General features: G+C 44.2%; 22 protein-coding genes (1 of these 22 cut by a window edge). 13 read left to right on the top strand and 9 right to left on the bottom strand.

What is annotated here, in order from left to right; genetic code table 11:
- Nucleotide 1 precedes the first annotated feature (1 nt).
- Both MJ595_RS03990 and MJ595_RS03985 read right to left on the bottom strand, forming a co-directional pair.
- Nucleotides 2–364, bottom strand: a complete 363-nt coding sequence (locus MJ595_RS03990) for a YqaE/Pmp3 family membrane protein (RefSeq protein ID WP_263081222.1) — start codon at nucleotides 362–364, stop codon at nucleotides 2–4.
- Between the two features lie 5 nt (nucleotides 365–369).
- Nucleotides 370–483 carry a YqaE/Pmp3 family membrane protein gene (locus MJ595_RS03985; RefSeq protein WP_263322453.1) on the bottom strand — a complete coding sequence of 38 codons (114 nt, stop codon included), beginning with the start codon at nucleotides 481–483 and terminating at the stop codon, nucleotides 370–372.
- A gap of 151 nt (nucleotides 484–634) precedes the next feature.
- On the opposite strand from MJ595_RS03985, the gene MJ595_RS03980 reads away from it, so the two are divergent.
- The 5 genes from MJ595_RS03980 to MJ595_RS03960 all read left to right on the top strand — a co-directional run bounded on the left by MJ595_RS03980 (nucleotide 635) and on the right by MJ595_RS03960 (nucleotide 5,791).
- Complete coding sequence (locus MJ595_RS03980; protein WP_263081221.1) at nucleotides 635–1,555, top strand: glutaminase; 921 nt, start codon at nucleotides 635–637, stop codon at nucleotides 1,553–1,555.
- Nucleotides 1,556–1,926: 371 nt separating this feature from the next.
- The gene (udp, locus tag MJ595_RS03975) at nucleotides 1,927–2,697 is read left to right on the top strand and encodes a uridine phosphorylase (RefSeq protein WP_263081220.1); all 771 of its coding nucleotides are present in this window, start codon (nucleotides 1,927–1,929) and stop codon (nucleotides 2,695–2,697) included.
- Nucleotides 2,698–2,839: 142 nt separating this feature from the next.
- Nucleotides 2,840–3,760: a DUF1311 domain-containing protein gene (locus tag MJ595_RS03970; protein WP_263081219.1), complete on the top strand. Its 921-nt coding sequence runs from the start codon at nucleotides 2,840–2,842 to the stop codon at nucleotides 3,758–3,760.
- Between the two features lie 298 nt (nucleotides 3,761–4,058).
- Entirely contained in the window at nucleotides 4,059–4,757 is a 699-nt protein-coding gene (locus tag MJ595_RS03965) for an amino acid racemase (protein WP_263081218.1), read from the top strand.
- Nucleotides 4,758–4,882: 125 nt separating this feature from the next.
- On the top strand, nucleotides 4,883–5,791 hold the full coding sequence (locus MJ595_RS03960; RefSeq protein WP_263081217.1) for a LysR substrate-binding domain-containing protein: 909 nt from the start codon (nucleotides 4,883–4,885) through the stop codon (nucleotides 5,789–5,791).
- A 48-nt stretch (nucleotides 5,792–5,839) separates the two neighbouring features.
- On the opposite strand, the gene MJ595_RS03955 is transcribed toward MJ595_RS03960, so the two are convergent.
- Nucleotides 5,840–6,988: a glycoside hydrolase gene (locus tag MJ595_RS03955; protein WP_263081216.1), complete on the bottom strand. Its 1,149-nt coding sequence runs from the start codon at nucleotides 6,986–6,988 to the stop codon at nucleotides 5,840–5,842.
- Between the two features lie 478 nt (nucleotides 6,989–7,466).
- On the opposite strand from MJ595_RS03955, the gene MJ595_RS03950 reads away from it, so the two are divergent.
- A complete protein-coding gene (locus tag MJ595_RS03950) occupies nucleotides 7,467–7,643 on the top strand; it encodes a hypothetical protein (RefSeq protein ID WP_263081215.1) in 177 nt (58 codons plus the stop codon).
- 212 nt (nucleotides 7,644–7,855) lie between these two features.
- Here MJ595_RS03950 and MJ595_RS03945 read toward each other — a convergent pair whose 3' ends face one another.
- Complete coding sequence (locus tag MJ595_RS03945; protein ID WP_263078015.1) at nucleotides 7,856–9,193, bottom strand: IS1380 family transposase; 1,338 nt, start codon at nucleotides 9,191–9,193, stop codon at nucleotides 7,856–7,858.
- Between the two features lie 129 nt (nucleotides 9,194–9,322).
- On the opposite strand from MJ595_RS03945, the gene MJ595_RS03940 reads away from it, so the two are divergent.
- Entirely contained in the window at nucleotides 9,323–9,865 is a 543-nt protein-coding gene (locus MJ595_RS03940) for a hypothetical protein (protein ID WP_263081214.1), read from the top strand.
- A 54-nt stretch (nucleotides 9,866–9,919) separates the two neighbouring features.
- Here the strand turns inward: MJ595_RS03940 and MJ595_RS03935 are convergent, their stop codons facing one another.
- From MJ595_RS03935 to MJ595_RS03925, 3 genes are read right to left on the bottom strand one after another with little or no spacing between them, the layout of a single operon-like run.
- Nucleotides 9,920–11,206, bottom strand: coding sequence for a glycosyltransferase family 9 protein (locus MJ595_RS03935; RefSeq protein ID WP_263081213.1), 1,287 nt, complete (start codon nucleotides 11,204–11,206; stop codon nucleotides 9,920–9,922).
- Nucleotides 11,207–11,677: a GtrA family protein gene (locus MJ595_RS03930; protein WP_263081212.1), complete on the bottom strand. Its 471-nt coding sequence runs from the start codon at nucleotides 11,675–11,677 to the stop codon at nucleotides 11,207–11,209.
- A gap of 11 nt (nucleotides 11,678–11,688) precedes the next feature.
- Nucleotides 11,689–12,525, bottom strand: coding sequence for a phosphatase PAP2 family protein (locus tag MJ595_RS03925; RefSeq protein WP_263081211.1), 837 nt, complete (start codon nucleotides 12,523–12,525; stop codon nucleotides 11,689–11,691).
- A 266-nt stretch (nucleotides 12,526–12,791) separates the two neighbouring features.
- On the opposite strand from MJ595_RS03925, the gene MJ595_RS03920 reads away from it, so the two are divergent.
- The 3 genes from MJ595_RS03920 (at nucleotide 12,792) to MJ595_RS03910 (ending at nucleotide 16,561) form a co-directional block, all read left to right on the top strand.
- On the top strand, nucleotides 12,792–13,505 hold the full coding sequence (locus tag MJ595_RS03920) for a hypothetical protein (RefSeq protein WP_263081210.1): 714 nt from the start codon (nucleotides 12,792–12,794) through the stop codon (nucleotides 13,503–13,505).
- Between the two features lie 146 nt (nucleotides 13,506–13,651).
- Complete coding sequence (locus MJ595_RS03915; protein WP_263078015.1) at nucleotides 13,652–14,989, top strand: IS1380 family transposase; 1,338 nt, start codon at nucleotides 13,652–13,654, stop codon at nucleotides 14,987–14,989.
- Nucleotides 14,990–15,340: 351 nt separating this feature from the next.
- Complete coding sequence (locus MJ595_RS03910) at nucleotides 15,341–16,561, top strand: hypothetical protein (RefSeq protein ID WP_263081209.1); 1,221 nt, start codon at nucleotides 15,341–15,343, stop codon at nucleotides 16,559–16,561.
- 277 nt (nucleotides 16,562–16,838) lie between these two features.
- Here MJ595_RS03910 and MJ595_RS03905 read toward each other — a convergent pair whose 3' ends face one another.
- Nucleotides 16,839–19,061, bottom strand: coding sequence for a hypothetical protein (locus MJ595_RS03905; protein ID WP_263081208.1), 2,223 nt, complete (start codon nucleotides 19,059–19,061; stop codon nucleotides 16,839–16,841).
- A 381-nt stretch (nucleotides 19,062–19,442) separates the two neighbouring features.
- Entirely contained in the window at nucleotides 19,443–19,829 is a 387-nt protein-coding gene (locus MJ595_RS03900; RefSeq protein ID WP_263081207.1) for a helix-turn-helix transcriptional regulator, read from the bottom strand.
- A gap of 144 nt (nucleotides 19,830–19,973) precedes the next feature.
- Here MJ595_RS03900 and MJ595_RS03895 point away from each other — a divergent pair, with 144 nt between their 5' ends.
- The 3 genes from MJ595_RS03895 to msrP form a co-directional block, all read left to right on the top strand.
- Nucleotides 19,974–20,894: an alpha/beta hydrolase gene (locus MJ595_RS03895; RefSeq protein WP_263081206.1), complete on the top strand. Its 921-nt coding sequence runs from the start codon at nucleotides 19,974–19,976 to the stop codon at nucleotides 20,892–20,894.
- A gap of 375 nt (nucleotides 20,895–21,269) precedes the next feature.
- On the top strand, nucleotides 21,270–22,100 hold the full coding sequence (gene pssA / locus MJ595_RS03890; RefSeq protein WP_263081205.1) for a CDP-diacylglycerol--serine O-phosphatidyltransferase: 831 nt from the start codon (nucleotides 21,270–21,272) through the stop codon (nucleotides 22,098–22,100).
- Nucleotides 22,101–22,142: 42 nt separating this feature from the next.
- On the top strand, nucleotides 22,143–22,947 hold the 5' portion of the coding sequence (gene msrP / locus MJ595_RS03885) for a protein-methionine-sulfoxide reductase catalytic subunit MsrP (protein WP_263081204.1). Its footprint extends 236 nt past the window's final position; 805 of the gene's 1,041 nt are visible here — the first part of the coding sequence; it begins with the start codon at nucleotides 22,143–22,145; its stop codon lies beyond the right edge, outside the window.

The raw sequence follows: 22,947 nt of genomic DNA, 5'->3' as shown, positions 1-22,947 counted from the left end.
ATTACTCGTTACCCTTTTTTTCTATGGCATCAATAACCGCCTGATTTCGCTTTTCAGCCAGGTGGTTATGTACAACAAATAATGCATGCACTATACCCGGAATCCAGCCAAGAATAGTGAGAAGAATATTTAGGGGCTGTTGACGTTTGCTCGTGTGCTCAGCCAAAACCAGCGGTTTCGTGGCTAGACGCAGTAGCGCAGGAAGACTCATGTCTTTCAAGCTACTGCAACGACGGCACGGAACCGCTGGTTTTGGCCCTTCGGGTGGCTCGTAAAGCGGCTTTCCGACTGCGTTGGACTGGCTTGACGTAGAATAACTATGCCTGCACCAGTCCGCCTTGCGGAAAACCGCTTTACGAGCCACTGAGCTCACGAGCAAACGTCAACAGCCCCTAGTACAGCCTGGAATGGCTTACCGCAAAGAAAAACTGCCAGAGGGGGCAATATAATGGCAAGGAAGTAGCGCATGAATGTCTCTTTTATAGGGGTTTTGGCATTGCAATCAGAACAACTTTACGACATCTGACTTGGGTGAGGCTAGCAACCATTCATTTTAGCCAAACCTGTTAATTCTATATTGATCTTTTGCTGCCGTAGGTCTTACTCTTGCGGCCCACTTATTCTGGTATATGTAATGGAAAGAAATATCGAAGAAATTCTTGCTCTTGTATCAGGGGTTGTCGCTGATGTTCAGGGTCAAGGAAAGCCGGCAGACTATATTCCAGCACTGTCTGAAGTGGACAGGAGCAAATTTGGGATGGCGATCAGTACTGTAGACGGCCGTGATTTTGTAATAGGAGATGCGGAGAAGCGGTTTTCCATACAGAGTATCTCCAAGGTATTTTGCCTAAGCATGGCGATTCATTATTCTGGTGAAGCGCTGTTTGAACGGGTTGGAGTTGAGCCATCGGGTACACCATTTAACTCCTTATCACAATTGGATTATGAGAATGGGCTTCCCCGTAACCCGTTTATTAATTCCGGTGCACTGGTGACCAGTGATATCTTGCTGGAACACCTGGGTTCACCTAATCAGGACTTTTTGGATTTTGTCAGGGGGTTATCCAACAATATCGATGTTCATTATGATGAGCGAGTCTATCGTTCGGAATTTGATCATGGTAATCGTAATGCCGCCTTATGCCATTATCTAAAGAGTTTCGGCAATATTAAAAATGATATTTCCAGAATACTGGATTTCTATTTTTACCAATGCTCCCTGTCCATGAGCTGTATTGACTTGGCCAGAGCCTTTCGGTTTTTGGCTCAGGATGGTGCCCACCCTTTCCGTGAAGAGGAAGTGGTGTCCAGGTTGCAGGCCCGTCGTATTAACTCATTGATGATGACTTGTGGCACATACGATGAAGCGGGAGAGTTTGCTTTTCGGGTGGGTCTGCCCTGTAAGAGCGGTGTGGGTGGCGGCATTGTTGCCATCATGCCGGGTGAAATGTCGATTTGTGTCTGGGGGCCTGAACTTGGAGCCAAGGGTAATTCTATCGCAGGCATGAGGGCGTTGGAGTTCTTTGTCCAGAAAACGGGGCATTCGGTTTTCTAGCAGCCTGTCGGAATTAGCTCTGACCTACTGCGAAAAAGCCGGATTTGGCCATTTTTTATGCTGATTCTCGTTAAATAGAACCACTATTCGCCTCGAATCAGCAAAAAAAATGGCTCAAACCGGTCTTTTTCTCGCTACGATCGGCTAAGTCCGACAGGCTGCTAGCCTTGTTAAAAACTGCTGCTGACGCATTTTTTAGTAAAAGTACCATGCTTTAAAATCAGCAGTAGTTATATTGTCAGGCTCTCTGCCATGAATTACAGTGATTCTTCCTGAAAACAAGAATTTATGGCGGAGAGGGCTTGCCAGTAAGACTACAATCCCCATACCCTAGCCGGTCTGTTTTTTCACTGGAATTTCAGGAGTTCCTGATGCCTGATAGTAAAGTATTTCACCTTGGGATCTGTCGTAACGACCTGCAAGGTGCAGAACTGGCCATCGTTCCCGGTGACCCTGAGCGTGTTCGCCGTATTGCCGAGTTGCTGGAGGAGCCGGTTGAGCTGGCCAGCCTGCGAGAGTTTACTTCCTGGCGTGGCAAGCTGGATGGCAAGCCTGTGGTTATATGTTCTACCGGGATTGGTGGTCCTTCTACTTCTGTAGCGGTTGAGGAGTTGGCACAGCTGGGGGTGCGCACATTTCTTCGTGTAGGAACCACGGGAGCGATTCAGCCTAACATTAGTGTTGGCGATGTGATTGTTACTACAGGCTCTGTGCGTCTTGATGGAGCCAGTGCTCATTTTGCGCCAATGGAGTTTCCTGCTGTTGCAAACTTTGAGTGTACTCAGGCGATGGTCAAAGCGGCTGAGGGTAAAGGGATCAAGTGGTTTACCGGAGTCACTGCTTCTTCTGATACATTCTATCCAGGTCAAGAGCGCTATGACACCTTTTCTGGCCGGGTTTCCAAACGTTTCCGTGGTTCTATGGATGAGTGGCAGTCCATGGGAGTGCTGAATTATGAAATGGAATCTGCGACCCTGCTGACCATGTGCGCAAGCCAGGGCCTTCGTGCTGCTTGTGTAGCCGGTGTTATTGTTAATCGAACTCTGGATGAAACGCCTGACCCTGAGCGTCTGGCCAGTGTTGAGCCCAATGCCATTGGTATTGTGATAGAAGCTGCCCGCAGCCTGCTAAACCAGGGGTAACGTCAACAGCCCCTAGAAGCCGTGTTTTCCTGCACGGCTTTTTGTAATATTCCACCGAATTAAAATAATTGTCTTATGATTGTTTCAGCTGATAAGAACTGCTGAGATAATTATGGTGTCTATTGCTTCTTTGCTAAAAAATATGGCTTTTCACACCGTTCTATGGAGTAGCCCGGCTTTTGTGTTTGCCGAAGCTGATGCCATTGACGCCTACTGTAAGGAAACCGGAAAAATCACCGTTAACCTGCTAAAAAAAGAAGATCGCCAAGCCTATCTTTCAGCGGAGAAAGAGAGAGGTATCTATCAGTTTTTCCAGGTTGCCGAGCGGGTTTCTCTCAACCGGGCCTATGGCAAAGATAAAAATAAGCGGGTTCTTCAATTGATATGTCTTGAGGAGTTCGCTGCGCCGGCTGAGATAGAAGATGCGGTAAATGATGCCTATCAGCACTGGAAATCGGGAGCAGACTTTACCTTTGATCTTTGTCGATATAGTACCAGTGGTGTCGGTACCGGTTTTTGTGCAAAGCGCTGGGCGGGAGAACAAGACAAGGAGCGGGAAAAAGAGTTGGTTCGAATAACTGGTTCTCTGAATACAAGCCAGCAAGCACTTGTGATGGAAGCCTATTATCAGGCGGCAGACTTCTTTCAAACCAAAGCCTTAAAAGAAGAGTTTCATGGTGGCACAGGTTATATTGCCTGGCGGCTGGAGTCAGCCAGTGAACAAAAGGATCGTTATTTTGGGCGAATAGCCAGTGTATTGAAAGGGGTTTTTCCCAAGAGTTTTCCTGACCTGAAAAAAGCCAACCAGCTATTGAATGAAGTCTATCAGCAAGTCAGGGGAAGGCTGATAATGATGCCTATTACTGGCTTTAATATGCGGGTAGAGCTGGCTGATGTGCGCGAAGTCCAAAAACGCTGGCTCGACTATCGGGATAAAACAGCGGTCATGCTGGCAGAGCTGAATCATAAAGTGTCGTTGCAGCAATGGCAGGCGCTGTTAACTCAAGAGAGAACCGAGGAATTAAGGTTAATGGTCGAATATGATGAGAGCGTCACTCCCTAGGAGCCTGTCGGACTTAAGTTTGCCCTACTGCGGTCGAAGCAAATTGGTCTAAAAATTCGCTTTTGTTCGGTAAATAGAACCACTATTCACCTCACAAAAGTGAATTTTTATCCTCAATTTTCTACGATCCTCGCTACGGACGCTTAAGCCCGACAGGCCCCTAGGAAATCATACTATTCCCTATTCCCCAAAATCTGTGCTCTTTCTGCATAGCCCTATCATTTTTAGCATTTCACAAAAAAGGCGCTGAAGAGAATGATGATGGCACATTGAGTACTATCATCAGGAGTCGGGAGTCATGTTAGGTATTCTAGGGGGGATGGGACCGCTGGCAACAGTGGACTTTATGCAAAAGCTGATAGCATGCACGACAGTGTCCAGCGATCAGGAACATATCCCCATGCTGGTGCATAACGTACCTCAAATTCCTGACCGTAGCGCCTGTATCCTGAAAGGGGCAGAAGACCCTTTTCCTGCTTTATACAAGGGACTCAGAAATCTTGAAGCCAGTGGTGCCCAATGTGTTGTTATGCCATGTAATACCGCCCATTACTGGTTTGACCGGTTGTCCGACATTTCCCGTGTACCCATGATCAGCATTATTGATTGTGTTGAGCACTATGTTGAGCAGCAAGGGTTCCGTCAGGTGGGGTTGATGGCGACAAGTGCTACTGTTGCTGCGGGGATGTACCGCCAGCGCCTGGCCTGTACTGGAAAAACATGTATTGAACCAGATTCCTCTCATCAGCAACAGTTAATGACCGCGATTTACAATATTAAGGCAGGGCAGTTGGAGTCGGGGCATTTGGGTATGAATGAGGTGTTTAATGCGTTGATTAACAAAGGTGCCGATGCCGTTATTCTTGGTTGTACTGAAATACCCGTTGGCCTTGAGATTATTCTGAAAAAAAATCCCAGGCGTTGTATTGATGCAACAGCATTACTGGCACAGGCCTGTGTAGACTGGTATCACCATCAACAGGCTCTCGCTGCCTGATTTTTTCGTCTGCTGCTTCCTGCTTGCCTTACCCCGAATCATAAAGCCAGCACAGCGATTACTAAAGCGTGCCCAGCTCAAATCTGGCAAACTGCACCTTTCTAACAGGCACGCTTTAGGCACCAATGAACCTGGAAACTAAATGGCTGGAAGATTTTCTGGCACTTGCTGAATTGCGTAATTTTTCCCGGGCCGCTGAGGTACGTAATGTCACTCAACCGGCTTTTGGTCGTCGAATTCGCTCTCTTGAGAAAGCGGTAGGCATTGAGTTGATAGACCGGGGAACCACACCTGTGGGTTTAACCGCCGGAGGTCGTTTATTTAGAACTACCGCCAGAAATCTGCTCCGTCAAATGGATGATGGTTTAAACCAGTTAAAGGGGTATGGTTCTGGTTTTCAACCACTGGAGTTTGCAGCTGCCCACTCGCTGTCTGTTACCCTATTGCCAGAATTGATCTCGTCAATGAGTGTCAATGGCGCGCCCTTTCATAGTCGTGTTGAAAGCATTGATGTTGATTTAGCGGTAGAAGCATTGCAGGAAGGGCGTAGTGACTTCTTGCTGGCCTTTAATATGGAGGCATTGATGCAACCCCCCTTTCTGGGATTATCTCTGGGCAAAACCAACCTTCGTCCCGTTTGTGCGCCTGATGATAGGGGGAAACCATTATTTAGTATTGATGAGGGAATAATTGCACCATTGCTCAAGTATAGTTCTGCATCGTTTATGGGAAGACAGGTCAATAGCATTCTGCGTCGGTTGGGAAAATCGGCCAGTTTTGAGCCGGTGATGGAGTCATCCCTAACCAGTCTTTTGCAAGTGATGGCACTCAATGGTTCAGGCATAGCCTGGTTACCGGAATACTCCATTCAGAAAGAACTGAAAAATACAACATTAGTGGATGTGGGAGGGCTGGACTGGTGGTGTGAAATTGAAGTGGTGCTTTATCGCAATGATATTCGTCTGCATCAGTCTGCGGAACGATTTTGGTCTTCGTTATTGAAGCGTTGTAACCAAGGCTGGTCAATTACATGAAGCTATGGTATCGGACTCTATTATTTTTTAGCTATCCATAACTCCCTGTTATTGAGCCAACTTTCTGGCCTCAGGGTTTCTAAAATTAATAATTCTATGAAATGTTAAAAAATTTGCATCATGGTCATTGTGAGCACCACCATATTGATCATCAAAAGCGGTACGGCTGACAAATACAATATCATCATTGTCTATCTGCCAGTCTACATACTGCCAGGCATGTTTATATTTATCGGGATGGTAGTAAAGGGGGTAATCGACTCGCCATCTGTACAGGTCAGCGGATGATGTTAATACCAGATTGTTTCGGCCAATATCTACACTTTGCTGTTGATTGACAATGGACCAGTATCGGGATGTTTTTGGGTCAAAGTGAATAGTAAATTTCACACCACCTCCAGGAAAGTGAATAATATCTTTATCCTGGTGGTGGGACAGGGTTAGCCCACTAGGGTTAATGTGAGTAATCGCTGCTTTATCATTACCATTGCCGTTAGTTCGGAGTATATTCAGTAACTCCCCAGAGGGATTAACAACAATGTTGCCTTCAATCCATTGGCTTTGCGACCAGCTATGACTGAATGGTTCGCTGAATGTCCAGCTGTCCGCATTTAGCAGGTTTGAGTCAACGGGGGCTGATATAACCACTGTACACCACTCAGGTCTCTTTCCTTCAGCAAGCTCCAATGATCGCCAGATTCGACCCCGATGAATTACCACTGGGCAAGGGGCGCAATGGTATGCTCCTTTTTTCAGCAGCCCACTGGATGCATCATTTGGTTGTGTCCATGTTTGACCGCCATCTTCCGAGCATCTCAGCAGAACGTTTCCATATTCATGCTGAATGCCCAGGCTGTATAGTTTTTCCTGATGTGTGAACAATTTGTTCCAGAATAGGGGCTTTATCTCGGAAATTTTATTCCAGGTTTTTCCTCTGTTAAAAGAGTTGTAGACAATAGTGACAGGCGCTGACTGGTGCTCTGCCGCCGGACCAAAGAAGTCATGAGATACCACATATGTGCCGTTTGGCAGAATGGTAATACTGGGGGAACCAATATAGCGTTCAGAGGATGCCGGTGAGTGGGCGATGACGATACTGGGTGCTGTTTTTGGATAGCAACGCTTACTGTTTGCTGTCTGTTGTCCCACCAGATGATATGGATTTTTATTATTTTCAGTATTCTTGTGTATCGGCATAGGGCACAATAGTTCCATTACAATTATAGATATACAGCACTTTATAAAAGTTAACAGCTTCTCCTTTACGGGCATTTGCTTGGGGATTAATGACGTTGCCAAGTTAATTTATAATAGTCGAAATTATCAGATATGTTCTAATTCTGAGTATTTATTAATAATAAGTTGGGTTTGTAGTGTTATTTTTTATCGGATAGTCAACCATTTTTATGGTGAATATACTTGATGCCGGGCAATAAAATGGATGATTTTTTCATGATACGATCGGCTTCCTTATACGGTGCTGTTTGTTTTTGTAACTGACTAAAGGGTATCGCGTCCAAATCAAATAATACCGGCGTGGTGATTAGAAATAACAAGCAAGCCGGCATATGGATAAAAATAATTTTAAAATACCATGCACGAAAATTGTTCAGTTTAAATCTTGCCCAATAAATTTAGTGATAAATTGTTCTGAACAAATAATGGGGGATTAATTGTGGATATAACGCTGTCGGACAGCTGCCTGAATATGAAACAGAACCCGATTTTATCACTGCTCAATGGTGAGGATAAAAACGAGGGGCTGTTTGATGATAGCCAGGATGGCCGATCAAAAATGTTTGAGTCTACCTTTAGTCTTATTGCTAATGATCTGTTAGACCTGAATCCGTGATTTCTTGATTTGCCCGGCAGTTTTGAAAATGTGCTGATTAATTTTTTCCTTTGAAAATAACTCGGGTTATTGATTGAAGTGTTTTTATGTCGTTTTTAAGCATAAATGCTGATCAAAATATCATCAAACTTGAAGACAGGTTGAAAGAAGCCCTACCGTTATCAATACAGTACTTTCTCATTTATGGCATTTTTTTCTATCTCGCTATTCAATCAACAAAGTGCATGCTGGCTTATTAATTGATGGAAAGACCTGAAACCAGGACAGTAACGACCAAAGCGTAGCCGGTATTGATGTCCTTTTTTCAGAAGACGGGCAGCCAGGTAGATGAGTTCCTGTATCACGGTTTTTAACCGGCGTCGTTTGGCTTTATGACGTACCGGCGCATCTGGCCCGAGCAAGCAACTCTGCCCCATGTAGCGCAGAATGTTATAGACCAGTGCACCCAAACACATCACCAGGTCGTTGGTGTCAAACTTGCCTGAAGGCAGGCGCTCTAAATCCATATCAGTCTTCAACTCACTGTGAAACTGCTCGCTGGTCGCATGATCCTCATAAAGATTAATGATCTGATCATCGCTGTAGTCAGCTTCGCTGAGTGTTGTCCACCATCCTTCCAGCTCATAATCGGGTGTCAGAAATCTCTGCCCTACAGTATCAGTGGTACGCTTGATAATGCGAATAATCAGACGCTGGTTACCATAGTTGGTTTCATAGACGGTTGAGAGTGTCGCATAACTCTTTCCTGGACGCGACTCCTCCCATTTGACTTGCTTTTCTTCAAAAATGGGGAGCCAGTGTTCCTTGGTGTGATACTTTCTTGGGTTGAGCTTGATAATGTGATTCACACCTTTGAACCCGGCGATTTCCCGGCGCGATTCCTCAGCATCGTGGCCACTATCAAGGCGAACCAGAATAGGCGCTCGGGTCAAACGTCGGCTGCGGTGCAGCACTGCTTGTAAAAAGCCAATAAAATCATTCTGGGAGTGCTGAGAGCCTGGGCGTAATTCACATCCCAGGCACCAGCCTTCGCAGCCAAAGTAAGCGGCAATAGGGGCATAACCAAAGAATTTTTTATACGTGTACTCGACCCCCTCCTTTTTGGTATTGCTGTTATCCATAGGGAATACGTCGATATCCAGTGGTATGTGCTGCTTCTTATCGAGTTTTTTCGGAAGGGGTGTGACGGGCACCTGAAGATTAACCAGGACATCGGTAAGGCTGTCCTCGATGAAAGGAATCAGTTGGGCGGCATCTTCATTGAAACGCTGTCTTAAGCGGCTGGCTGAAGGCATTTGTTTAATGCCCATTGCCAACCGGAACCAGTCGTTATCCCGGTTATTATCAACATTATCAAAATCACTTTTACCCTGAGCCAGTTGGCCGCAGTAAGCTCTGATCAGGTCGATATGAGTGATACGGTGCCTTTTTTTTATTTTGCGCAGGGATTTGCTTAACGCTGTCTTTTTGTTGAGTGCATGACCAACGAAATAAAGCCCTGCGACCGGTGTATAAAATTCCGTCTGTGATTGTTCAATTTTCAGTTTCACAAAAATGCACCCAGGTGGTGAAAATTAGAGTGGGTGCATTTTAACTTGGAACTTACGTTTTGTGGTTGATCCAGAGGAGTTGGGCTACAGTGAACTCACGGATTCAGGTTAGAGCATAAAAATCATCTTTTGGCTTCAATGAACCAGCAGATAACCAGTGCATTAGATAATCACTACACCAGCTCAGGTTTGCAAAAGGAGTTCCCCGGAGAAGCCAACCTGATTATTAAAAAGCATATTGAGCAGCTGGTTGATCAGTTGGATAACTCAATAATTGTTTTATCTGAAGGTTATAAGCCCTGGCTTCGGCAGCTTATAACAGCTATAGATTTAAACTTGGGTATTAAGCATCGGATAGGTGATGAAGACACCAGTATTGTTGGCTTATTAGCAGGATTTGTTATTGGTGGTGGTGTTGCAGGGTTAGGTGGTGCTTTTCTCGGTGGTATTGTGGGTGACCTTGCGGGGGGACTTTTGGGTGAACCTGTAGAAAAACTACGCAAAAGAGTGGCACGCAGGGTCAATAAAAAAATTAACCAGATTGAAAAGCATACAGCCGAGCTGTTTGACGCTTTGTTGCCGGAAGTAAAGCAGTCATTGATGAATAGTTCGCATTATCCCTGGGTGGAAGCGCCAAAGCCTGGTGCTGGGCAAAATCTGGAAATCAATTAATCATTGATGGGAAAGATGGGGAATAGAACGCTATATTCTATTCCCCAATAAGCATTAGCTGACTTCCTCTGTCTTGGCCTTCTGTGCTTTTTGTAAATCAGCCTCTAAGCTCTGCACAGGCGTTTTAACAATGACAGGGTCCAGGGCAGGTCTGATGGCGTTGAGTACCTGCTCCGGGTATATGGCCTTCAGGCACTGGTTGTCGGTGCAGCTGGTTTTTCGATGGTTGCCAGCGCTAACGCAAGGTGAACAGGCCAGGCCTGCATAAATAGGGGTCGAATGGCCCAGTGCGCCGTAAAGGCTTGGGGTTTCCGGCCCAAAGATGACATAGGTTGGAAGGTCTGTCACCGAAGCGAAGTGAGGTGGCCCTGAGTCATTGGATACCATGAGTGCTGAAATGGAGTACAAAGGCACCAGTTCGTTAAACAGAAATACGCCTGCGGAGTTCAGGCAGCGATGATTATTGACGGCAGCTTTAAGGCTTTCCGCACCCTCCCTTTCTGCCGGAGCACCGGTAATAACAACCAGAACATCGGGATAATCGGCCAGTACCGTGCGAATCACTTCCGCAAAGCGGTCTGCCATCCAGCGCCTTTGGGGAAGCAAGTCACTGGCATTGGGGTTTACAAGCATCAAGCGCTGTTTCCCCGGTTGAAACTCGGGATACAGCGAGCGGATTTTTTCAATAACCTTCTGTTGATCTTTTTCAGAAACCTCTGCACGAGCCAGATCAATTTCATCCTGGGTGATTAACTGACGCTGGTAAGGCTCTCCTGCGGGTTGCAGTGCCGCTCTTACCAGGGCCATAAAGTTTCTGGAAATGTGCATGTGGGGGTTATACATCACCGGGTGGGTCAGGTGGTTGCCCCGGTAGAGTCCTTCTTCATGAACCCCGTCATAGCCAACACGGTTCACTGCACCGGACAGTCGGCTCATCAGTGATGTTACCCGAGAGAACAGCTCAAGGTCGATGACGGTATCAATGCCTTTTTTCCGGCACCATTTAAGAAAGTTTAAGGTGTCGGTGGTCAGTGTGACAAAACTGTCAGACCGGATCGTGTAGATATTGTCAGAAGGAATGGTTTTGAGCAGATCCAGGCTAACCGCATTGGATTTGAAAATGACAAAATGCAGTTCACAGCCCTGTTCTTTCAGCCAGCGCATTGCCGGATCCGCTAAAATAGCACTCCCCATTTCTGACAGCTCAACAAAAAGCACTTTTTTAGGCTTTTGGGCTTTGGGACGAAACAGTTTTTCCTTAATCCTGAATGCCCAGCTCACGGCAAAGCAGAGTGGAATGCCAACGTATCTGTCGATTGCCCGCATGGTATCGACTTTCATTCAGTGCTCCCCAGCCATAACAGCATCTTTCTTACTGGAAAAAACAAACAGAGAGGCAATGGTAAAATTAAACAGCATGCCTAAACCTACACCGGCAATTAATGCCAGTTGCTTATAGTCGGAAAAGAAGGGTATCCAGGTGGTTAAGAGATAATAGGTACCCCAATTCGGAACAAAGCTAATTATACACATACCCAGATATTTGCCCCACTGGGGCAGCTTTTTGGTTTTCTCTACACTGGAAAAGGTAAAGTTTCTGTTCCAGAACCAGTTCCAGCTGGCAGAAACCCAGTAAGAACTGCCCCGGGCTACCAGGTGTGGAATGCCCAGAGCAAGGGATAATAGGGTGTAAACCCCCATATCAACCAGAAAACCACTGGCACCCACCAAGCCAAATTTCAGTAGCCTTTTTATCAGCCACCCGTATTTATCCTGAAGTGAGGCAGTGATGGTATTACTCAATTTAGACACGAAATCTCCCGTCAATCTCCAGAGACTATATTGGAACGCCCGGGAGCATTTTGCTGCGTGCGTTTAGCAGAGAGGTCCCTGGCAAAGCTTATGGACTCGGACACTGTGAGTACCAGGGCGGCCAGGGCAAGGCTGTACTGGAGTATTCTTACCGAGAGGATATCCTGAAAGCCATTGTCATAGGTTGGCAGTACACAAATAGCAACACAGCCCAGCAGTATAAAGAATGCCCTGGTCTTAATGCCAGCTTCTAACCTGTGTGCTGCCAAGGCGCCTAATGCGGAACAGAGTAGCCCTATCCATGCGCCCAGAACAACATCGGCTGGCCAGTGAGCACCAACGGCTACCCGGGATATCCCGGTCAAAATGGCAATAGTGGCAGCAATGGTTGCGCCACGTTTTCCAAGGTAAATCAGGCCAAGCCCCGCCAACAGGAATACAGTGCCGCTGTGTCCGGAAGGGGTGCTATGGCTTTTAAGCTCTGGCCCTACTACAGATACCGCATCACCCAGCACAGCAAAGGGCCGTGCTGCATCCACAATGCTTTTGGAAATATTCAGGGCCAGGGCGGCCAGAATAATGGTAATAATCATCGCCAGCTGACGCTTGGGGTTTTTTATGACCAGAACCATGGCCAGCGGGAAGAGGAAAAAACCGTCTCCCAGATTGGTAAACACAGCCCAGAATGATTCACCCAGCCATTGCACCAGGTGGCTGTTCAGCCACATAAACAGTGCCTGGTTCAGGGGGGTTAATAGCAGCAGCGCTGCTACCGGGGGGAGAAACAGGGTTGCCCATAGTATGAGCTTAAGGCTGCACCTCCTCTCTGATTGGAATATTTCCGACATATTTACCTGATGACCATTCTTTATAAGATTTAGGCATATTTTATAAACTTTATTACCCAGGTCTCTATAAGTATCAGGTACATAGAGAGCGGTATACTTGGGTGTTTTTAATGACATAAATGGTCTGGTTTTGAATAAAAAATCATTAACCTGAAAAAATAGTAGGGGAATCAGGCTCCGTGCAGTGATGAGGTTGATGTATTTTTTCTGTAATAGGTGTTATTACAATAGTAATCATTGTTGGCTCAAGGGTATGAGGGTAGGAGATGGTTACCCTATTAATAAAAAAACTAAAGTTACCTTCGTTGACCGGTTTAGTGGGTCTTTTAGTCAGTGCTCTATTCTTGACGGGCTGTCGCAGCGCCACAGAGTTTGATGTTCAAAGCCTGGCCAAAACAGATATTGATATGGTTGCTGATGCCAATATCCTGGCCATAGAAAACCTGCTTCAGGAATTAACCGTAAAGCTCTATAGCCGTAACCCCAGAGAACTCAGAAAAATACCGGGTCAATCCCTTGAAGACCGTCAACAGCAGCTTTTCCTGACAGCCTCCACCTTTGCCTTTGAGGAGTTAGGTTATCAGCGCAGTGTTGATGCCATGCTGTTAGCCTTTGATCCGGAGTTTGAGGGAGATAGGGTTTTTGCCTTGATGGTGGGTTTAACAACCATGCTGGATGATGCCTATGATAATCAGCGTGAGTTTTTTATTACCAGTAAGCTAGATCAACAAAAACTATACAATAGCGCAAGAAATATCGAAGTACTGATCTGGCGGCTCAACCAGCGACGGGACGAAAAAGGTGGCTTGTATTTGCTCACCAACGCTACCTCGGGTGCCATCAATCTGAGCTTTGAGCGACTATTTGGCAAACTCATTGCTCGTCAGGATATGATGGCTACGCTGGTGGCCCAAAAAACCAACCGAACCATAAATCGAGTGGTTCAGGGCTTGGCCACTATGGCATTTGTGCCGATTTAGATAAAGTCGCACTATTTGAAAGCCTCACTGATCCTTATCCTGAATCCGTGAGTTCACTGTAGCCCAACTCCTCTGGATCAACCACAAAACGTAAGTTCCAAGTTAAAATGCACCCACTCTAATTTTCACCACCTGGGTGCATTTTTGTGAAACTGAAAATTGAACAATCACAGACGGAATTTTATACACCGGTCGCAGGGCTTTATTTCGTTGGTCATGCACTCAACAAAAAGACAGCGTTAAGCAAATCCCTGCGCAAAATAAAAAAAAGGCACCGTATCACTCATATCGACCTGATCAGAGCTTACTGCGGCCAACTGGCTCAGGGTAAAAGTGATTTTGATAATGTTGATAATAACCGGGATAACGACTGGTTCCGGTTGGCAATGGGCATTAAACAAATGCCTTCAGCCAGCCGCTTAAGACAGCGTTTCAATGAAGATGCCGCCCAACTGATTCCTTTCATCGAGGACAGCCTTACCGATGTCCTGGTTAATCTTCAGGTGCCCGTCACACCCCTTCCGAAAAAACTCGATAAGAAGCAGCACATACCACTGGATATCGACGTATTCCCTATGGATAACAGCAATACCAAAAAGGAGGGGGTCGAGTACACGTATAAAAAATTCTTTGGTTATGCCCCTATTGCCGCTTACTTTGGCTGCGAAGGCTGGTGCCTGGGATGTGAATTACGCCCAGGCTCTCAGCACTCCCAGAATGATTTTATTGGCTTTTTACAAGCAGTGCTGCACCGCAGCCGACGTTTGACCCGAGCGCCTATTCTGGTTCGCCTTGATAGTGGCCACGATGCTGAGGAATCGCGCCGGGAAATCGCCGGGTTCAAAGGTGTGAATCACATTATCAAGCTCAACCCAAGAAAGTATCACACCAAGGAACACTGGCTCCCCATTTTTGAAGAAAAGCAAGTCAAATGGGAGGAGTCGCGTCCAGGAAAGAGTTATGCGACACTCTCAACCGTCTATGAAACCAACTATGGTAACCAGCGTCTGATTATTCGCATTATCAAGCGTACCACTGATACTGTAGGGCAGAGATTTCTGACACCCGATTATGAGCTGGAAGGATGGTGGACAACACTCAGCGAAGCTGACTACAGCGATGATCAGATCATTAATCTTTATGAGGATCATGCGACCAGCGAGCAGTTTCACAGTGAGTTGAAGACTGATATGGATTTAGAGCGCCTGCCTTCAGGCAAGTTTGACACCAACGACCTGGTGATGTGTTTGGGTGCACTGGTCTATAACATTCTGCGCTACATGGGGCAGAGTTGCTTGCTCGGGCCAGATGCGCCGGTACGTCATAAAGCCAAACGACGCCGGTTAAAAACCGTGATACAGGAACTCATCTACCTGGCTGCCCGTCTTCTGAAAAAAGGACATCAATACCGGCTACGCTTTGGTCGTTACTGTCCTGGTTTCAGGTCTTTCCATCAATTAATAAGCCAGCATGCACTTTGTTGATTGAATAGCGAGATAGAAAAAAATGCCATAAATGAGAAAGTACTGTATTGATAACGGTAGGGCTTCTTTCAACCTGTCTTCAAGTTTGATGATATTTTGATCAGCATTTATGCTTAAAAACGACATAAAAACACTTCAATCAATAACCCGAGTTATTTTCAAAGGAAAAAATTAATCAGCACATTTTCAAAACTGCCGGGCAAATCAAGAAATCACGGATTCAGGCTTATGGCTTCCCCTGTTTTTAAATTAAGTAAGAAGCGAAAAGAGCGGCTTGAACTATATTTATTGGAGGTAAGAAATCTACCTCCAGCAACCGCTTACGTTTCGGTACATTGGATATAGAAAGATATGTGTAATGTTTTTTTAAAAGGAATACTTTATTTTACTTATTTTTTATACAGCTCTTTCTTGGATGCCTCTCTATTATTGACGATAAATAAAGATGAACCATTTGGAGTATTAGTTTGTTATAAAGAACACTCAAGCCTTGGAGAAATAGAGTTTTCTATCGTAAAGGACATAGAAAATATGTCATTGACCAAGCCTGAATGCTTGGTGCTAGGTCACCCGGAACATGAAAAAACTACCCCCGATTATGCTCTTGTAACTATACCTGAAAAACAGGTTGTTATTTTGCAGCAACTTGAAACGGCCAACCCCATTCCGACAAGTTCTATAGGCAGGTATTTGACAATTAGAGATAGTCGTAGAAACACCTGGAACTTTGATACCGCAACCTGCTATCAAGGATTAATAAAAGGTATTGTGATTCATAACGTATCCTTTTGTAATATAAAAAAGATAGAAGTAACATTTAATCAAATGTCAGCGCCTTTTGATGAAAAAGACTTCTCAAGTCAACAGCAAATGGTAAGTCATAAACTTTATACTAGTGATAAGGAATTTACTGTATCAGCATGTAAAGAAGATGATCACTTACAACTAAATCTATCAGAAGAAAAAACATCTGATAACAGAATAATGATGTTGCTTTTGAATTTTAAATTCCACTGCGCTAAACCTTGCTGGTATTTTCCTGAACCGCAATGTTATATTACCTCAATTGGTCCGATTATAGTAACACCGTCCCCTGTATTTCGCTTTTCTCAGTCAATATATCAAATGCAGCCACATGACTTCTATGATGATGCTATCGAAAGCGAATTAGAGTCCGAGGCTCTTGTTTGTGGAAAAGAAAAAACACTAAAGGTCAAACTTTTGGGAAATGGTAAGGTTCCTGAATGTTATCAGAAATTTGAAAGCGAGCAAGGATTAAAAGTTATTAGTATTTTTGAAAGAACACCAGAGAAAATAAAAGTGGCATTTATGGGTAAAGTTGATAAAGAGGCTTTGCTGGATGATATTAGTATAAAGAGTACAGCAGAGGGGTTTCAGGTAAAAGTAAGCCAGCTTATGAATTTGAATAGAAATCGTAAACCATTTTTATATCAGGATAAATATTTGAAAATCCAATCACAACAACCAACTTCATTTTCAACTAATGAATTGATAAATGTACCTGTTTTATCTGATTATCAATGGCTAGAAGTGTTTTTAAAAAAGCTATGAGCCATATGACTTTGTAATAAACTAAGCAATAGTATTCGGGTTTTTAATCATATGTAGTTGGTGAAATAAATATGCTTTACCGGTTGCGTACTATTATATCCTTATGATGAAGAGTTTGGGGGGGTAGATAATAAAAAAGAAAAAATAATAAAGTTAACTGATCTTCGGCATAGCCGGAGGATTATTTGATTATACTCTCTAAAGGCTATTGTTGTGCTTGAAGGCGGCCTAAATCTGCTACGATGATTGCGCTTATTGTTTGAATCCAGCTGACTGTTTATAACAGACTAAAGTCAATGGTTTCTCCACCAATTTCTACAGAATCTCTTTCTTCGGTAACGCTGTCTAAAGGGGTTGTTTCCATAAGATGATCAGATCGCTCAATCTCTTGTATTTCTTCTTCTGATAGTGGTTGCAGTGTATCACTGGCATTGAAAAATACAGCGTGCAAGTCCATGAGGCTGCCCGAAGAGCAGACAAAAGTGTGATCCACTTCAAGACTTTTCCTTAGCTCATCAATACCTGATTCAATGCAGAGGAGTCTTTTGAAACAGGGTACTTTCAACAAGGCAGATAGGTTTATTTTTTTTGTAAAAAGAGCAAGTGCAGCTTGGGTTGGCTTGAATCGAACTCGCTCGTTTTCATATGATGTCATTTCCAGAATAACCCGCTTTGAGGATTGTATTAAGCGTACTTGGGTGGCAGGCAGCCATTGTATAGATATGAGATCAAACCAGTTTCCACCTAGTAGATAATTTGCCATATCAACATAATCCCTATAAAACCAGCGAGGGGTTGTATCTTGGGATGAGAGGCGTTTTTTTAAGGTAGTATCCGGTTTGTCAAATCTCTCAAAAAGCTGTTTTATTATTTTGTATGCGACTACAGACTCACTTGTATCTTCTTGCTCAATACTTAATATTTTTCTTTTATGTTTTAATAATATTGCGCGTATTTGTTTTATATGGTTATCACTAGCTAATGATAATGGCTGACTTTTTTTTAATTGCTTGATTAATTCTTCTTTAGTGCTATCAAGTCGGCTTAATAGAGTTTTGTTTAAGTTCTCGTTCTCGTTCTCGTTTAATAGGGCGTTAATTTCTTTGTATATCAAATTAAGTGTATTATTGGGTTGAGGATGGGCAGTGAATTCTACGCCCCATCCCTTTGTATTGCTTAAACTATTGAGATAGTTAATTACATCATGCCATAAAATGGGATGCCTGTCAGCGCTCATATAATAGAACTTGCAAAGAGGGTGCTCTAATAAAAAGTTAATGTAGCTATCAGTCATTTCAGGTACAGCGGCAGTTCTCTGTAGGTTTTTATCCTCTCGCATCATCGTCTGATAGGCATGAAGTGCCTTGTAAATATACTCTTGCAGTTTTTCTTCAAAACTACCAGTTTCATCGTTATCTTCTATGGATGGATTCTCAAGAAGTTGTTCTATTTCTTTTAGCGTATTGTAGAGATTTGGGTGATTTTCAGAAAGATATTTTTTTGTATCCTCATGCTGTCGTATCTGGTCGGTTTGGTCATATACCGCTTCATTTTTACCATGTCTATGGCGTATTCTTTTTCCAAAAGTATCAAGGGTATCGCTATCCGTACTCCTTTTTCTTTTCCTGGTAGAGGGAGCAGGCGGCTGTGCAGGAGAATGGGGGAGAGGATCAACCATATGTCTGTCTGGAATCATGGTAATGGCCGGTTTGCGTTGCATATAACGAATCATTTCTTCTGAACTTGTTGACAGATCAGGTATCGGAAGATCGGTTCTTTTTGAAAAATCATTGCTTGAACATGGGATTGGAATTTGACATGACTCTGTGAGGTTAACATGCTCTGTCTTGAGGGATGTGAAAGTAATAAATTCTTTGTCATCAGGATAAATCTCCGAGTTGCTATGTGGTTGCAAAAATTGTTCACGCTGATAAGTTTTTTCATTTGGCAAGAGAAAATAGAAAGTATATCTGCAGAAATTATCTATATCATCTCTTGGTGAACCTTGAGGGCAGCCAGGGATTAGCTTGGCAAGTTGCAGAATTGATTTCTTATGGTTGTAAAAGCATTTAATAGCATAGCTATTTGGCACTATGTCAGGCAATGATATGCTTTCTTTAATAGTTGCATTTTGTTGTTCTATTTGTCCTGCTAAAATATCAAGCCATTCTTTTAAATCTTCTCGATCATCTACATCCTTAAAAAACCATTGGTTTTCTGATTTTGCAAAAATAACAGAGGGTGAGTCTAGAAATTCATAGTTGCTTTCATGGATCCATTGTTCTTGATGAATTGGATAGTAATCAAGGGTAGTGTTGATAAGAAATCCTTTAATGACTGCACTTGCTTTATAGTGAATAAAAATAATATTTCTTGATGAAGAAAAAGCGTACAAAACCGGAGTCATAAGCTGGAAGTCACTCAATAGTGTGAAATCTAATTGCTCAACACTATGTTCTTCCACGCGCCGAAGATACTCAAGTACATCCTCTTCTGACACAGGCGGATATAACTGTTTCAATTTTTGTATGAAGTGTTGTCGATGATCACTAAGGGACAATATACCCTCTGTTGGAGAGGTTAACATTAACCAACTGGCAATATGAGGTAAGCTCCAGTAATCGAAGTGAGGAAAGCTATCAGAAAATCGAAACCTTCCGAAGGTGTAGTCATTTATCACACCCGTTAAAAATAACAGAATGTAAAATACCCTGCTATTTTTTATCCATCTTTCACTAAAGCACAACATAGGCAATACAAGATACTTGTTGTACATATTTTGCATGAACAGAGACAGACTATTTTGCAATTACAGAATTAGTATAGTCCGTATTTTCAGTTGATATCTTTGATACATCTATATGACTAACAGTTAAATAATCTACTCTCCAGTTTCTTCGTCATATTGCTGGCGTGCGTTACGGATATCGCTGTGATGGTCACCAGCCCAGGATACTAATTTCCAAACAGAAGCGGATAAGCCTTTCCCTAGTTCGGTCAATTCATATTCCACTTTTACGGGAACCTGTGGGTACACAGTGCGCAGAACAAAACCATCACGCTGTAAGTCCCGTAGGGTTTGTGTCAGCATACGCTGTGAAATGCCTTCTATGCGGGATTTAAGGGAGTTAAAGCGATCCGGGCCATCCACCAGTGCAAACAGAATCAGAATCGACCATTTATCACCAATCTGAGCAACCACATCACGGATAGGACAATCTTCACTGTTCCTGAAACTTCGCCTTTCACTGCCTGCTTGTGAGCCCATCGCGCATTCCCCGTAGGTTATCAAAAGGTAACTTAGGCACTAAATAATGCCTTCTTGTGAAGTAACACTTAATAGAATAACCTAGTATATAATAGTAACCAATATTAAAAATAAGCACTTGAAGGTGCAGCTATAGGCAACGACATGACACGGTCTCTTTTAAACAAGGCTCTTTCCCGGTTTGCTTCTGAGCAACCAGAACCTGCTGTTGATCCGTTTGCACCACAGTTTGTAAAAGTAGGGAAATTCAATATTCGCTTCCTGCGCAGCGAGAGGCCCAATGCACCTGCACTGCTCTTACTGAATGGCCTGCCTCAGAGCATTCGTATGTGGGAATCCTCATTTGAAGACTTCAGTACCCGGTTTGATGTGCTGGCCTTTGATATTCCCGGGTTTGGTTTGTCGCAAGCGGAAGAAGCTGATATGTCAGCCAGTCAACTGAGTGAAGTGATTATCCAGACAATGGATCACTTCAATATCAAGCAGGCTCATCTGGTTGGGCCGGATGTTGGAGTCCCCATTACCCTGACCGCTGTGATTAACCATCCAGAGCGATTCCTGAGTCTGAATATCTTTGATGGTCCGGGAAACTTTCCACCCAGGTTGTCGCCCATTCTGACGGCTGTAATAAAATCGCGTTTTGTACGCTGGCTAGCACAAGGTTTAAATAAAAAACCCGTGATGAAAACCAATTTCCTGACCGCTGTTAGCGAGGGGTATCACCACTACAAGCCCTCCAGGCGTGCAATAAAAGAGTACTATGACATTTGCTACAACGAACAAGGGCATCAATGTGCGATCAGTTTCTTCGGGACTTATTCAAAAGAACTGCCATGGATTGAACAGCATCTGAAAGGCATACAGGTGCCGACTTTAATCACCTGGGGGAGGCTGGATCCTTTTGTGCTGGTTGATAATGGGGAGTTTTTAGCCAAACACATTCCCAACAATAAGCTGGTTATTTTTGATAATGCGTCGCACTTTTCTTCGGAAGATGCAGGGCAAGACTATGTGAACCTACTAATTGATTGGATTGAAGGTAACTCTGATAGGCATATGGCCTGAGTTCGACACAAGCAACTGATTTTACATAGCATAGCTGCCAAACTAATTAAGGGTGGATTAGGTGGAGATCTTGTCATCCAGATGATTAAAACGACGATCAAACAATCTCGGCAGCTTGTATTGAAACCATAATCCGATTATCTGTTCTATCAGCTGCTTTCATACCCGCATGTGCAGCATATTATCCCTTTCCGGAATTAGCTATAACCATGTGATCAAAATAATAAACCCAGCTTTAAGCCTGCTATCCACGCTGTGGCTGTCATGATACCTTTGCAAGCAAAGTCTCATTTTCCCGATTCAGATCAATGCATACCCGCTAAATTTCTTTCATGGTAAAGTGTCAATCTATCGATGTTTTAATACTGGTGTGTAATGGACGATAAAAAGGAGCGGCCAGAAGAAGACAGCAATGTCGTTGATGGCCTTTTTCCCGTAGATGAGCATGTAGAAGAAATCGATGAGGGTGGTCAGACCATCAGGCGTAAAGGTATTTATCTTCTGCCCAATCTGTTCACCACTGGCAACCTCTTTTGTGGCTTTTATGCCATTATTGCTGCCCAGGCTGGCCTGTTCTCCTCCGCTTGTATTGCCGTGTTTGTAGCAATGCTGCTGGATGGTCTTGATGGCCGGGTAGCCAGAATGACCAATACCCAAAGTAAGTTTGGCGAGCAGTATGACAGTCTGGCTGATATGGTGACCTTTGGGGTGGCTCCGGCCATGGTGGCCTATAGCTGGGCGCTGAATGATCTTGGTAAAGTGGGCTGGATGGTTGCCTTTATCTATGCAGCCTGTGGTGCTTTACGACTGGCTCGGTTCAATGCCCAGATTGAGGTGACTGACAGTCGCTATTTCACGGGGCTGGCAAGCCCGGCTGCCGCCGCGCTGGTGGTGGGAATGGTCTGGGCTCTCAGTGACTACGGTGTTGATGGTGAGTCGATCTTTATTGCTCTGATGGCGGCAGTGATAGTTGCTATGGCCGGTGTGCTGATGTTCAGCAATATACGCTATCACAGTTTTAAGAAAATTGACCTGAAGGGACGGGTGCACTTTATCTTTATGCTGGTGATTGTACTGGCCTTTGCTGTCATCTTTACGGATCCTCCCCGGGTCTTAATGTTGGTTTTCCTGGGCTATGCCTGCTCTGGACCAATAACCGCTATCTGGCGGCTGAATGAGGCCAGGAAAGCAAAAATAGAAAGTTGATTTAGGCGCTGCCCCAGGGCAGCGTTTTTTATGGTTACAACTATGTTGATAAAAATAAGAAAAGCGCATGACGTTTTCAGCAGTGAAATAACACCTGAGCCTGTTTATAGGGAGCGACGTAAATTCCTTAAAAAAAGCGGATATTATGCATTGGCAGGTTTGGGTTTTGCTATGTCAGGATGTTCGGATGACAGCAAAGTCACTGCTGCTACAGAGTCTGTTGTTGGCGACAGAGCTTCCAGCCAGTTTCCTTCACCAGGCTGGCTTGATCAAAAGGTAAAGGGCTTTAACAAAAGCCAATATCAAATAGAAGAACCCCTCACACCATTTAATGATGTGGCCGGATATAATAATTTTTATGAATTTGGCGCAGGGAAAACAGACCCTGCTAAAAAAGCCGGGCGCTTTAAGACAGATCCATGGTCTGTGGTTATAGAGGGTGAGGTGGATAAACCCGGCACTTATACTTTGGAAGATCTACTTAAGCCCCATACGATGGAAGAGCGTATCTACCGACTAAGGTGTGTGGAGGCCTGGTCCATGGTTATTCCCTGGGTGGGCTTTTCACTGGGTGATTTGTTGAAACGGTTTAATCCCACCTCCAGGGCAAAGTTTGTTGAGTTTACGACACTGTTCGATCCTGAGCAGATGCCGGGGCAAAAAAATCAGTTTGGCTCTATTCATTGGCCTTATGTTGAAGGGCTAAGAATGGATGAGGCTATGCATCCTCTAACCTTATTGGCTGTAGGTCTCTATGGTCAGGTATTGCCCAATCAAAATGGTGCACCGTTCAGGCTGGTGGTGCCATGGAAATATGGATTCAAGAGCATTAAGTCTATCGTCAAAA

The sequence above is a fragment of the Endozoicomonas sp. Mp262 genome, from assembly GCF_025643335.1.
In the GTDB taxonomy this organism is placed as follows: Bacteria; Pseudomonadota; Gammaproteobacteria; order Pseudomonadales; family Endozoicomonadaceae; genus Endonucleibacter.
The sequence above is the reverse complement of the archived record's forward strand: the minus strand, read 5'-3'. Positions and strand labels throughout refer to the sequence as shown.